The sequence below is a fragment of the Anaerosporomusa subterranea genome (genome assembly GCF_001611555.1).
In the GTDB taxonomy this organism is placed as follows: Bacteria; Bacillota; Negativicutes; order Sporomusales; family Acetonemataceae; genus Anaerosporomusa; species Anaerosporomusa subterranea.
Window position 1 is genome coordinate 123008 of sequence record NZ_LSGP01000013.1, and the last position, 13444, is coordinate 136451.

13 protein-coding genes are annotated in these 13444 nt (G+C 50.5%); all 13 read left to right on the top strand.

Annotation, left to right across the window (positions count from 1 at the left end; all coding sequences use genetic code 11):
• The first annotated feature begins 23 nt into the window (after positions 1–23).
• The 13 genes from hrcA (at position 24) to floA (ending at position 13440) form a co-directional block, all read left to right on the top strand.
• Complete coding sequence (hrcA, locus tag AXX12_RS04120) at positions 24–1052, top strand: heat-inducible transcriptional repressor HrcA (RefSeq protein WP_066238549.1); 1029 nt, start codon at positions 24–26, stop codon at positions 1050–1052.
• Between the two features lie 15 nt (positions 1053–1067).
• Positions 1068–2648: a TCP-1/cpn60 chaperonin family protein gene (locus AXX12_RS04125; protein ID WP_066238552.1), complete on the top strand. Its 1581-nt coding sequence runs from the start codon at positions 1068–1070 to the stop codon at positions 2646–2648.
• A gap of 17 nt (positions 2649–2665) precedes the next feature.
• Positions 2666–3229 carry a nucleotide exchange factor GrpE gene (gene grpE, locus AXX12_RS04130; RefSeq protein WP_066238555.1) on the top strand — a complete coding sequence of 188 codons (564 nt, stop codon included), beginning with the start codon at positions 2666–2668 and terminating at the stop codon, positions 3227–3229.
• A gap of 42 nt (positions 3230–3271) precedes the next feature.
• Complete coding sequence (dnaK, locus tag AXX12_RS04135; protein ID WP_066238558.1) at positions 3272–5128, top strand: molecular chaperone DnaK; 1857 nt, start codon at positions 3272–3274, stop codon at positions 5126–5128.
• A gap of 21 nt (positions 5129–5149) precedes the next feature.
• The gene (gene dnaJ / locus AXX12_RS04140) at positions 5150–6298 is read left to right on the top strand and encodes a molecular chaperone DnaJ (RefSeq protein WP_066238561.1); all 1149 of its coding nucleotides are present in this window, start codon (positions 5150–5152) and stop codon (positions 6296–6298) included.
• Between the two features lie 28 nt (positions 6299–6326).
• Positions 6327–7265: a 50S ribosomal protein L11 methyltransferase gene (prmA, locus tag AXX12_RS04145; protein WP_066238564.1), complete on the top strand. Its 939-nt coding sequence runs from the start codon at positions 6327–6329 to the stop codon at positions 7263–7265.
• Positions 7266–8021, top strand: coding sequence for a 16S rRNA (uracil(1498)-N(3))-methyltransferase (locus AXX12_RS04150; RefSeq protein WP_066238566.1), 756 nt, complete (start codon positions 7266–7268; stop codon positions 8019–8021). It abuts the gene before it with no gap.
• Positions 8009–9325 (top strand): tRNA (N(6)-L-threonylcarbamoyladenosine(37)-C(2))-methylthiotransferase MtaB, encoded by a 1317-nt coding sequence (mtaB, locus tag AXX12_RS04155; RefSeq protein WP_066238569.1) that lies wholly within the window; start codon positions 8009–8011, stop codon positions 9323–9325. The genes AXX12_RS04150 and mtaB overlap by 13 nt, the downstream gene beginning before the upstream one ends.
• A gap of 210 nt (positions 9326–9535) precedes the next feature.
• The gene (locus tag AXX12_RS04160) at positions 9536–9880 is read left to right on the top strand and encodes a histidine triad nucleotide-binding protein (protein WP_066238572.1); all 345 of its coding nucleotides are present in this window, start codon (positions 9536–9538) and stop codon (positions 9878–9880) included.
• A 94-nt stretch (positions 9881–9974) separates the two neighbouring features.
• The gene (rpsU, locus tag AXX12_RS04165) at positions 9975–10154 is read left to right on the top strand and encodes a 30S ribosomal protein S21 (protein WP_066238575.1); all 180 of its coding nucleotides are present in this window, start codon (positions 9975–9977) and stop codon (positions 10152–10154) included.
• A gap of 39 nt (positions 10155–10193) precedes the next feature.
• Positions 10194–10646 carry a GatB/YqeY domain-containing protein gene (locus AXX12_RS04170; RefSeq protein WP_066238578.1) on the top strand — a complete coding sequence of 151 codons (453 nt, stop codon included), beginning with the start codon at positions 10194–10196 and terminating at the stop codon, positions 10644–10646.
• Positions 10647–11141: 495 nt separating this feature from the next.
• Positions 11142–12434, top strand: coding sequence for an NfeD family protein (locus AXX12_RS04180; protein WP_066238583.1), 1293 nt, complete (start codon positions 11142–11144; stop codon positions 12432–12434).
• A 22-nt stretch (positions 12435–12456) separates the two neighbouring features.
• Complete coding sequence (floA, locus tag AXX12_RS04185) at positions 12457–13440, top strand: flotillin-like protein FloA (protein ID WP_197470637.1); 984 nt, start codon at positions 12457–12459, stop codon at positions 13438–13440.
• Positions 13441–13444: the final 4 nt, after the last annotated feature.

Genomic DNA, 13444 nt, shown 5'->3' on the forward strand with positions numbered 1-13444 from the left:
TAACAAACAAAGAGGTGATTCGTGTGCTTGACGAACGGAAACGCAAGATACTGCAAGCGATCATTGAGGATTATATCTATACGGCGGAGCCAGTCGGCTCACGAACGATCGCTAGAAAATATGAACTTGGTATCAGTCCGGCCACGATTCGTAACGAGATGGCCGATTTGGAGTTTTCCGGCTTTCTTGAGCAGCCTCATACATCAGCTGGTCGCATACCTTCAGCTAAAGGCTATCGATTTTACGTAGATTGTCTATTATCTCCCCACCATATTTCTGAAAATGATGTGACCATGATCAATAGCTGGTTTCAGTCTAAGGCGCGTCGGTTGGAGGAAGTGTTTCAGGAAACCGCGAAAGTGCTATCCCGCATGACACGAAACATCTCACTGGTTTCCGCGCCGCAATCAGCCAATAGCATCTTTAAATATCTGCAATTTCTGCCGTTTGACTCACACCGGGTAGTGGTGGTTGTTGTCACAGATTCAGGCTTGATTGAAAATAAATTGTTAGAAATTCCGGAAGGCACCTCGCTGGTCGATTTGCAGCGTATCGCAGAGGTGTTAAATAATTCGCTGTCCGGCTTATCGTTTGACAAGATACACACTCCATTACTGGCGGAAATTAAACAACTGGTTGTGCCTGATCCTATTTTAGTCGGCAACGCGCTCGAGATTGTCCGCCAGGCGCTGACTACAGATAAAAATAAGAAGGTATACCTTGGCGGAACCACTCAACTGCTTAGTCAACCTGAGTTCCGCGATGTGGAAAAGGTTAAGGGTTTATTGACCGTATTGGAAGAAGAAAAAGTACTGCACGATATTCTTGACCCAGGCAGCAACGACGGTGTGCTGGTCACTATCGGCGGTGAAAATAAATATTCAGGAATTCAGGACTGCAGCATGGTGCAGGCGACCTATCGAGCTGACGGACAGGTAATCGGGACAATTGCGATTTTGGGTCCGACGCGCATGGAATACGCACGGATCATGTCTGTGCTTGACTTTATGCATGGTCACTTGGGAGAGATACTGAAAAAGTATCAAACATGATGGGGAGGAACCAGGATGAATCTAAAACAGGCAGGCAGTGGCTCGGAAGTCGATGAACGACTAGCGGCGCTGCTGACCAATGCAAATGCTGTGCGAGCGATCACGGCAGCGGTTGAGGGCACAATCGGCCCGAAGGGCCTTGATACGATGCTAGTGGACCGCTTCGGCGAAGTCGTCATCACCAATGACGGTGTTACGATATTAGATAAAATGGATGTTAATCACCCGGCGGCCAAAATGTTGATCAATGCGGCCAAAGCACAGCAGTCTGAAATCGGCGATGGTACGACGACCACTACGATTATGGCTGGCGCATTGATGGCAGAAGGAGTCGCTCAAGTTCTAAAAGGTGTCCCGGTTGCCAGAATTATCGAAGGCCTCAAACAAGGCATCGCGGTGACGCTTCGCTCGCTTGAACAGCATAAGCGAGTTGTCAGCGGCATTGATGACCCTGCCTTGCGCAGTGTTGCCCGCATTGCTGGCCGCGAGCATGAAGATATTGCCGATTTAGTGATCGGTGCGGCAACTCTGGTCGGCGCGGAAAAGCTGACAGATCCGACTTTTAAGCTCTCTGATACCGTGACCGCGCAAGAGGGGGCTGAGAATGAAGTCTTTCTTGGCGTGATCATTGACAAAGAGCGCATGAATAAGGAAATGCCTAAAGAAGTTAACCAAACCACGATCTTGTTAGTGGATGACGCCCTTGAACCTGAAGAAATGGAAGATGAAGCGCTCAGCACAGAGTCAGGTTTTAAGCGTTACATAGAATTAAAAGAAGAATTCAAGCAAAGTGTCCGCAAAATTGTTGAATTAGGGGTTGGCGTCGTTCTCGTCGACCGCGGCGTCCACGATATGGCTGAGGAAATCTTGACAGATGCCGGCGTACTGGTTGTACAGCGGGTTTCATCTAAAGACATGCGGCGAGTTGCTGACCACACTGGTGCTAGAATGATGAAACGCACCGGTCTAAAGAAAGAAATTGCTGATATTAGCAAATATCTTGGTCAGACTGAGCGTGTCTATGAGGATGAAAAACTGGAGCAAATTCGCGTGATGGGCGGGCGGGGCAAGCCGATGGCCACCATCTTGGTGGGGGCTGCGACCGAAGAAATTGTTGGTGAGCGGGAACGTATTGCCAAAGATGCCGCCTCAAGCGTGCAAGCGGCGATAAAAGGCGGTTATGTGCCTGGTGGCGGTGCGGTAGAGCTCGCCCTGGCACGTGATTTGGAAAAGTCTCGTGACAGTGTCAAAGGAATGGCGTCATACGGCTTGGAATGTGTGCTGAACGCTCTGAAACGCCCGCTATCGCAAATCGTACATAATGCCGGCTTTAATCCGCTGGAAAAGGTGGAAGAAGCCAATGCCGCTCAATTGGCTGCAGGCAGTGATTCGCTAGGCGTTGATTGCGACACCGGACATGTCTGTGATATGCTGACTCTCGGAGTCATTGATCCGACGCCGGTTAAACTCCACGCCATTAAAGCCGCAGGCGAGGTGGCGGTTGCGATTTTGCGCATTGACACGATTATTAAGAAAAAGGATGATGGCGCCGCCGCTAAACCCAGCGCAGGCGACGCCGGTATGCCTGACTTTTAGGATGTGAGGTGAACTTAATGCAAAAAAAGCGAAAAGCCGAAGAACAAGTTGCCGTAGAGGCAGAAGTCATGGAGCAAGCTGCAGACGCAAACCAGGAGATTTGCTTCAACCCAGAAGAAATACAGCGTATGATGAAATTGGTTGAAGATAAGAATCAACTGCTGGAAGAGCAGACAGACCGCTATAAACGCTTACAAGCAGATTTTGATAACTTTCGCCGCCGAACTAAGACTGAGAAAGAAGAGCTGGCGCAAGTTGTTACCGAAGCGATCGTCGTGAAGCTGCTACCAGTAATTGATAACTTTGAACGCGCCTGCTCTGCTGGCGCAACGCAGGATGCTGCCGCTATACTGGATGGTGTAGTGCTGACTTACAAGCAGTTCATGACAACGCTGGAGAAGCTGGATATTCGCCCGATTGATGCAGTCGGCGCAGCGTTTGACCCCAATTTGCACGAAGCTGTTATGACCGCGCCTGACGAGAATAGCCCAGAAGGGACCGTGCTCGCAGAGTTCCAGCGCGGCTATACGCTAGGTGCCAAAGCAATTAGACCCAGCATGGTCAAAGTGTCAACCCATTAGCAATAATCAATAACAGAACAGATATGAGGAGGAAGATTGTATATGGCTAAAGTAATTGGTATAGACCTTGGAACCACAAATTCGGTTGTCGCAGTCATGGAAGGCGGCGAACCTCTCGTTATTGCCAACGCGGAAGGCAGTCGCTTAACCCCGTCTATCGTCGGCTTTGCAAAAAACGGTGAGCGGCTGGTTGGACAGATTGCTAAGCGTCAGGCTGTTGCCAATCCGGATCGCACCATTAGTTCGATCAAACGGCACATGGGAACAGGCTATAAAGTCCGTATAGATGATAAAGACTTCACCCCGCAAGAAATCTCTGCTCAGATCCTGCAAAAACTCAAGCAGGATGCCGAAGCGTACTTAGGTCAACCTATCAAACAGGCAGTCATCACTGTTCCGGCCTACTTCACCGATAGTCAGCGTCAGGCAACCAAAGATGCCGGCGCAATCGCCGGTCTCGAGGTGCTGCGGATCATTAACGAACCGACGGCTGCCGCGCTGGCCTATGGTCTCGATAAAGGTGAAGATCACACGATTTTGGTATTTGACCTCGGCGGCGGCACGTTCGACGTATCAATTCTCGAACTGGGTGACGGCGTATTTGAAGTCAAGGCCACTCACGGTAACAACCGCCTGGGCGGCGATGACTTCGACGAGCGAGTGATGAATTGGCTGGTCAGCGAATTCCGTAAAGAATCGGGCGTTGACCTCTCGAATGACCGTATGGCTATGCAACGGTTGAAAGAAGCGGCTGAAAAAGCGAAAATTGAGTTGTCAGGCGTGTTAACTTCAAATGTCAACCTGCCGTTTATCACGGCTGACCAAACAGGACCGAAGCATCTTGACATCAACCTAACCCGGGCGAAATTTGATGAACTGACTTCCGATCTTGTTGAATCGACGATGGGACCAACCCGTCAGGCGATGCGTGACGCAGGTCTTGACCCGAAAGACATCAACAAAGTCATACTTGTTGGCGGCTCTACCCGGATTCCTGCTGTGCAAGAAGCAATAAAAAAATTCCTTGGGAAAGAACCGTTCAAAGGCGTCAATCCAGACGAATGCGTCGCCGTCGGTGCTGCTATTCAGGCAGGCGTATTGGTTGGCGAAGTAAAAGATGTCCTTTTGCTTGATGTTACTCCGCTTTCTCTTGGCATTGAAACTCTTGGCGGCGTGTTCACCAAAATCATTGACCGCAATACCACCATTCCTAGCTCGAAAAAGCAGACCTTCTCGACTGCGTCTGATAATCAGCCGTCTGTTGATATTCACGTGCTGCAGGGCGAGCGGGAAATGGCCAGAGATAATAAGACCCTCGGTCGCTTCGAACTATCGGGAATTCCGCCCGCACCGCGCGGCGTGCCCAAAATTGAGGTAGCCTTTGACATTGACGCCAACGGTATTGTCCATGTGTCTGCCAAAGACCTCGGCACAGGCAAAGAGCAGAAGATCACCATCACTTCCTCCGGCGGCTTGAACAAAGACGAAGTGGAACGTATGGTTAAGGAAGCCGAAGCCAACGCCGCAGAGGACAAAAAACGCAAAGAAGAAGTCGAAGTGCGTAACAATGCTGATTCGCTTGTCTACAATGCCGAAAAAACCATCAAAGAAATGGGCGACAAAGCCGATAAAGCACTCGCCGACAATGTGCAAAAAGCTGCCGATAAGCTCAAAGAAACGCTGAAAGGCTCCGATGTCGAGGCGATCAAAAAAGACACTGAGGAGCTGCAAAAGCCGCTATATGAGCTGGCATCTGAAGTATATAAAAATGCTGGTCCGCAAGAAGGGGCCGCAGGATTTGACCCAGGCGCAGCCGCCGGTGCAGGCGCACAAGACGCGCCAAAAGGTGAAAAAGTGGTTGATGCTGAATACAAAGTGGTAGATGACGAAAAGAAATAACCCGGTTGGGACGGTGTTAGAGTGAGCAAACGAGATTTTTACGAAGTGCTCGGCGTGCCAAAGACGGCTACGGAGGATGAACTAAAAAAGGCGTACCGGAAGTTGGCCCGCAAATATCATCCTGACCTCAATCCGGACAATAAAGAAGAGGCCGAGCGCAATATAAAAGAAGTTAATGAAGCCTATGAGGTGTTGTCTGATTCGCAAAAGCGCACCCAATATGATCAATTCGGCCACGACGCTTTCCAAGCCGGACAAAGCGGCGCCGGAGGGTATAATCCCTTCGGCGGCGGCGCCGGCGGCTTCTCTGACATTTTCGATATGTTTTTCGGTCAGTCAGGGTTTGGTGGCAGTGGTGGTCAGCGAAACGGCCCGGAAAAAGGCGCCGATCTTCGCTTTGATATGGAAATCAGTTTTGAACAAGCAGCGTTCGGTGTAGAAACAGAAGTCCAAATACCGCGCACAGAAGAATGCACAACCTGTCATGGCTCAGGCGCAGCTGCTGGCACGCATCCGGAGACTTGCCCGCAGTGCAAAGGTTCAGGCCAGACCCAGGTGATTCAGAATACGCCCTTTGGCCGCATGGTCAATGTCCGGGCCTGTGAACGCTGTCACGGTGAAGGCAAGATCATCCATACTCCTTGCCGCGATTGTAAGGGGCAAGGCCGCGTGCGGCGCAACCGCAAAATCAAGGTCAAAATTCCAGCCGGTGTCGATACTGGTTCGCGGCTGCGTGTCGCGCACGAGGGAGAAGCTGGCTTGCGTGGCGGCCCACAGGGCGACCTGTATGTGTATATCTTTGTAAAACAACATAAATTGTTTTCTAGGGAAGGCAATGATGTGTTGTGTGAAGTTCCCGTCAGCTTCGTGCAGGCTGCACTAGGTGACGAAATTGATGTGCCTACCCTGGATGGCAAGGTGAAGATGCGGGTGCCGGAAGGCACGCAGTCTGGCACTGTGCTCCGGTTAAAAGACAAGGGCATTCCTTATCTGCGCGGCAATGGCCGCGGCGATCAGAATGTCCGCATTAAAGTAGTAACCCCCCATAAGCTCAGCGAAAAACAGAAACAGCTATTGCAGGATTTTGCCCGCGCTAGCGGTGAAAATATCAACCCTGAGGAAAAAGGTTTCTTCAAAAAAATGAAGGACGCTCTAGGCGGCACCATCTGAAACGGCAGGAAGCGGGGGGCGATTTGGCATGAAATGGGCAGAAATCAGTATTCAGACCTCGCATGAGGCGACGGAAGCAGTGGCCGAGCTTTTTCATGAGCTTGGCGCCAGCGGTGTGGTGATCGAAGATCCGGAGCTTGTGAATTCCTATCGGCGCTCGGGAACCTGGGACTATTGTGACATTCCTGAAGACCTTAATCCGGAAGTTGTCACCATCAAAGCTTACCTGCCAGTTGACGAGCAACTTGATGACAAGCTTCGTCTATTTGAAGGCCAAGTCAATGATCTAGCTTTGCATGATCTTGATAAAGGCCGCGGCTCTATTGCTTGCCGTGAAGTGCAAGATGAAGACTGGGCTATGTCCTGGAAGGCCTATTACCATCCGGTTAAGGTTGGCGAAACGATCGTCATCAAACCGTCCTGGGAAGAGTATACCGAGCTGCCGGGGGATGTTGTCATTGAACTCGATCCTGGCATGGCTTTTGGAACCGGCACTCACCATACCACCGTTCTGTGTCTTCGCTGTCTGGAAGACGTAATTAGGACGGGAAGTGTCGTGTTTGATATCGGTACTGGCACCGGCGTGCTGGCGATTGCTGCCGCTAAGCTGGGCGCTGGCCGCGTGACGGCGGTTGATTTTGATCCGGTCGCGGTAAACGTGGCTGAAGAAAATATCAACAATAATCGAGTCGCTGCGATTGTTAGTGTCCGGCAAGGCGATTTATTGACCGGTGTAGAAGGCCAGGCAGATGTGATTGTTGCCAATATTGTCGCTGATGTGATCATTCGGATGCTGCCGCAAGTTCCTGACCGACTGACGCAGGGCGGGTACATCTGTGCGTCAGGAATTATTGCTGACCGCATAGCTGATGTGACCGCAGCTATGCTAGAACAAGGACTGCTGATTGAAAAAGTCGTTGAGGAAGGTGGCTGGGCGGCTATGGTCGCCAGCAAGGGAAGTGTGTAAATGCGTCGTTTTTTTCTTGCTGATGCAATTGAAGCCAGCAGCCTGATACAACTATCAGGTCAAGATGCTCGTCATATCAGTCAGGTACTTCGGCTGGGACCAGGTGATGTCATTGAGGTTGCCGGGCTTTCCGGCCGAGTTGGCGTAGCCAGAATAGAGCATGTCGATAATGACCACGTGACTGCCTATGTAGAATCACTAAAAACCGGCGGCGCAGAGCCGCCGGTTTCCCTAATTTTAGCGCAGGGTTTACCAAAAGCCGACAAAATGGAATTTATCATCCAAAAAGCAGTCGAGTTGGGGGTGTGCGCAATTGCCCCCATGGTCTGCGAACATTCAGTGGTTCGCTATGATGCGAAAAAGGCCGCTAACCGTGTAGAACGCTGGCAAAGCATCGCCCGCGAAGCAGCCAAGCAATCCAAACGGGACAGTATTCCGACTGTTGCACCGATTCGTGAGCTAAAACAGGTGCTGCAAGAGTGTCCTGACGATACCGTAATTCTTATGCTATATGAAGGAAAAACTCCGGTCTGCCTGCGGGAGGTACTGCGCCAGCCGTCGGCAGCTTCCTACCTGTTGCTGATCGGCCCGGAGGGCGGTTTCAGCCAGGCCGAAGTGGAGCTTTGCCAGCAATTTGGCGGCCAGAGTGTGACCTTGGGGCCGCGTATACTTAGGACCGAAACAGCTTCTTTGGCCGCTGTTTCTATTGTTCTTTATGAATTAGGAGATTTGGGGGGCTTGCCATGCCGCGAGTAGCTTTTATTACCCTCGGCTGTAAAGTCAATCAATTCGAGACAGAAGTCATTGAAGGCCTGTTTGCCCAGCAAGGCTACCAAGCTGTCGATTCTGATGAGCCAGCCGATATCTATGTCATTAATACCTGTTCTGTCACCCATGTTGGCGAAAAAAAGTCACGCCAACTCATCCGACGTGCTTCAAGATTGAATCCAGAGGCAATGATTGTCGTAACAGGCTGCTACGCGCAGATTTCGCCTGATCAGGTTGCCGCGATTCCGGGCGTCGATCTCATCATCGGCACGCAAGACAGACGGCGCATTGTTGAACTGGTCGAAGCGGCACGCGACCAACGCCAGCAAGTAAATGCTGTTAGCGACATCATGCAGGCCTGGGAATTTGAAGATATCCCCTTGTTTTCACGCCAGGGTCGAACCAGGGCATTTCTCAAAATCCAAGAAGGCTGCGATAATTACTGCACCTATTGTATCATTCCCTACACCCGGGGCCATTTGCGCTCCCGACCGCTAGCAAGCGTGATTGCTGAAGCCGAAAAACTGATCACAGCTGGCTTTCAGGAGATTGTCTTAACCGGTATCCATCTTGGCGCCTACGGCCGGGATCTCGGCGGTATCAGTCTGGAAGATGCAGTCGCTGCTCTGTTAGCCCTGCCAACACTGCAACGCGTTCGATTGAGCTCGCTCGAGTCGATCGAGGTGTCAGACGGCCTTGTCCGGTTAATGGAGCAGGATGAACGCTTCTGCCGCCATCTCCATCTGCCTTTGCAGGCTGGCAGCGATCCTGTATTACAAGCCATGAACCGACATTACACGACTGCAGACTTCCGGCGTCAGCTCGACGCACTGTTAGCGCGTTTGCCCGATTTGGCTGTTTCTACCGACATTATTGTTGGCTTTCCTGGCGAAACGGAGGAACTGTTTGAGCAAGCACTTGCCTTTGTTGCCACATTGCCGCTGGCCAGGATTCATGTGTTTCCCTATTCACCGCGGGCAGGTACACCGGCGGCAACCTATTCCGGACAAATCAGCGAAGCAGAAAAAAAACGTCGAACTCATGCGATGCAGGAAGTCGGCGATATACTGGCTAAAGAATATCGGCGCCGCTATGTCGGCAACCAGGGCACAGTTCTTTTTGAACATGCAAAACCCGGACTGGCAGAAGGCCTCACCAGCAATTATCTACGCGTCTATGTAAAAGAAACCAGCGATTTAGCGGGTCAAATCCACTGTGTCAGGTTGGACTCTCTCTATAAAGACGGTCTGCTAGGAACTCTGCTTAGCTCGCGCTCATCAAATGAAACTTGATTCTGGTGGAGTTTAAACTCCATCGGAATCTTTAGTTGAATTTATCAAGGGACTTAGCCGCTCTTAACTCTTGCTTGAAGAGTATGGGAGTCTTAGAGCGGCTTGGTCATCGGATAAAATCTTTCGGGCTGGCTATCCTATTTGGAAGGATATGCCCTTGATTTAGCAGAATACACCATAATGACCGTTGGTAGCGAGAGGAGGTGCTGTATGCAAACCGATTGTATTTTTTGCAAGCTTGCCGCGAAGGAAATCCCTGTCCAAGCTATCTATGAAGATGAGCATGTGATCGCCTTTCCCGATATCAACCCAGCGGCTCCGACCCACGTCTTAATCATTCCCAAACAACATGTTGCCAATTTGTTGGAGGTCTCGCCAGAGTCACCGCTGATGGCTCAGCTTATGGGTGTGATTCCCCGTATCGCCGCTCAACTCGGCTTAGCTGAGGAGGGCTTTCGTGTTGTCATCAATACCAAAGAACATGCTGGGCAGACTGTCCATCACCTGCACCTTCATCTGCTTGGTGGTAGGATTATGACTTGGCCTCCAGGTTGAGGTTGACATTCGCTTATACTATCATGTATAATTTTTAGGAGTATATTAATGGTGAATATACTTCCCTAGGACAATGTGGAGGGAGGGATATTGCATGTCAGAAGTAAAAGTCGGTAAAAATGAGACCCTAGATAGCGCGCTCCGCCGTTTTAAACGCACCTGCCAAAAGGCTGGTGTTCTTTCCGAAGTGAGAAAACGCGAGCACTATGAGAAGCCCAGCGTTAAACGCAAGAAGAAGTCCGAAGCCGCTCGCAAACGGAAGTTCAAAGCCTAAGACACGCCATCGAAACCGAGTTTCGGAGGTTATACAGCAATGACGATCAAGGAAAAACTGGTTGAAGACATGAAGCAGGCCATGAAAGATAAAGAAGCAGGAAAGCTACGGCTATCTGTCGTTCGTATGGTTCGGGCCAGCATCAAGAACGTCGAAATTGACCGGCGGCATGAGCTGTCTGAGGATGAAACGCTTGAGGTGCTGGCGCGTGAAGTTAAAATGCGCCGTGATGCGTCCGAGGAATTCGCTAAAGCCAATCGTCCCGATCTGGTGGAGAATTTGCGTAAAGAGCTCGAAATCTTGATGGATTATTTACCTCAACAACTCAGCGAAGACGCAGTCCGTTCACTGGTTCAGGAAGCCGTCCAGGTGACAAACGCAGCCGGACCGAAAGACATGGGCAAAGTAATGGCAGCGCTCATGCCGAAGGTTAAGGGCCGCGCTGACGGAAAAATTGTCAATCAGTTTGTGCGCGAAGCACTGAATAGTTAAAAAAGATCCGGCGTAATGCGCCGGATCTTTTTGCTCCTAAAAAGAGAAAGGAGACAAGCTTGTGCTTGTCTCCTAAAAGGTGGTATAAGTGAAGAGAAAATGATCAGTACTGCGACGCTTGCAAATAAAAAGAACAAAGATTGCTGCATAGAAGTAGTACAAAGAATGAAGAGATTAGATAGTACAAAAGTAATTACGGCAGATAGTGCTGCGAATAGAGTGCGTATGCTAAAAGTTGCTGCTACAAATACTGGTTAATGTGTAGAGGCGAAGCCTAGGACGGAAGTTGCTACGAATATTGCTGTGTAACATTCTTCACTTAACTCTAAATTAGACAATATCATACATTGTTTGACAGGTCAAGCCTTTCAGTCATATTGGTAATATTCAGAATATACATAAAGAAGGATTGCAGTCTGAGTCGGGCGAATAGTATAAAGAAGGCTGGATTCAAGAAGAGTTTTATTCTCACTACATATTGGGAGTGTCTGTTATATGCTGCGAAAACTTTACCTGCTCCTAGTTTTGTTCGTGTTGCCATGGAATATTGCCGCCGCTGCCGCCAATCAGCCGGTTGTGGTGGTCAGCGTAAAGGGCGAAATCGATGCTGGTCAAACTGCGTTGATCCACCGCGCGCTGTTAGAGGCCGAAAGTCAAAACGCGCAGGCCTTGATCATGGAAATTGACACCTTTGGCGGTTTGGTTGATGCTGCAGTCAGTATTCGTGATCGGATCAGCGATTCACCACTAAAAACCATCTGCTTTGTTAAAAATCGCGCTTGGTCTGCCGGCGCGCTGATTGCAATAGCTCATAAGCATATTGCAATTGTTCCTGGCGGCAGCATTGGCGCAGCTGAGCCGATTCCGGCCACCGAGAAGACGATTGCTGCGCTCAAGGCGGAGTTTTCGGCTACAGCCGGTAAATCGGGCCGTGATCCACGGGTTGCCGAGGCCATGGTTGACAAGACACTAGGATTGCCTGGCTATGCTGCACCAGGGCAAATACTGGCCTTGACCGACAATCAGGCAAAGGCAACCGGCTACGCCGATCTGGTGGCCACAGATCGCGCGGCAGTATTGAATCATTTTGGCCTGAACGGCGCGCCGGTTGTCGAATATCAGCAGGAATGGCCGGAGAAGCTAACAGGCTTCCTGTCTAATCCTACAGTGAAATCCTTGTTGCTTTCGGTTATATTCTTAGCGGTGATGGCCGAGATTAAGACTGCTGGCATGGGCGTGGCCGCTCTGATCGGACTGGTTGCGGCAGCGTTGTTTTTTGGTAGCCAATGGCTGTCCGGCGTGGCCGGTTGGTTGGAAATCCTGCTATTTATGGGTGGCGTTTTGCTGATTATCATTGAATTATACACACCGGGAATGGGCTTTTTTGGCATTGCCGGTATCGCCTCTATATTTTCCAGCATTTTCCTAACCTTGGGTGGAGGAGTGGCGGCGTTAAACATACTTGCTGTCAGCTTAGTGATTGCGATTGCTGTGTTTCTCGTCATCCTGCGCCGGCTTCCCTCCAGCAAGCTGTGGTCGCGGCTAGTGCTCAAAGACAGTGAACATACGCAGCAGGGCTATGTCAGCAGCCAAGATTATAGTGCCTTTCTTAACAAGACCGGCATTGTGACGAGTTTGCTGCGACCGGCAGGAATTGTTGAAATTGAAGGAAATTGGCTGGATGTGGTATCTGAAGGCCAATTTATTAAACCTGGAGTCCGCGTAAAGGTGGTGAGTGTGACCGGCAATCGAATTGTAGTCAGGCCAATTAGCTCGGAGCAACAGTAACCGAAAATAAGGGAGGTTAATAATGATAACAGCATTGGTAAGTAGTGTTTTCGCGTTGTTTGTATTCTTTATTGCAGTCGCATTATTTCTGCATTTTGTTCCAATCGGCCTATGGATTTCTGCCATTGCCGCCGGTGTCAATGTCGGTATTTTTACTCTTGTCGGCATGCGGCTGCGGCGCGTGGCGCCCGCCCAGATCGTTCTACCGCTGATTAAAGCCAACAAAGCTGGTCTTGACGTGAATGTCAATCAACTAGAAGCACATTTCCTGGCCGGTGGTAACGTCGACCGCGTGGTTGACGCGTTGATTGCTGCTCATCGCGCCGAGATTCCTTTGCCCTTTGCGCGCTCAGCCGCGATTGATCTGGCAGGCCGCGATGTGCTCGAAGCCGTGCAGATGAGCGTAAATCCTCGCGTCATCGAAACTCCGATGGTCTCGGCTGTCGCCAAAAACGGCATTGAGTTAAAAGTCAAGGCTCGTGTGACTGTCCGCGCCAATATCGACCGTCTGGTTGGCGGCGCCGGTGAAGCAACCATTATTGCCCGCGTTGGTGAAGGAATTGTTACCAGCGTAGGTTCATCAGACGATCATAAAGCAGTGCTTGAAAATCCGGATCACATATCTCGGACTGTGTTGGGAAAAGGCTTGGACGCTGGAACTGCATTTGAAATTTTGTCCATCGATATTGCTGACATCGATGTGGGCCGTAATATTGGCGCAGAATTATTAACCGATCAAGCTGAGGCGGATAAGCGTATCGCCCAGGCTAAGGCGGAGGAACGCCGGGCAATGGCTGTTGCCACAGAGCAAGAAATGAAAGCCTATACGCAAGAGATGCAGGCCAAAGTCGTCGAGGCTCAGGCTGATGTGCCACACGCACTCGCCGAAGCGTTACGCAACGGCCGCATGGGTGTCATGGATTATTACAACATGAATAATATGCTGGCCGATACGCAAATGCGCGAAACCATTGCCAAATCAGGTCCACCGCAACCGGCCAAGTAAGCTG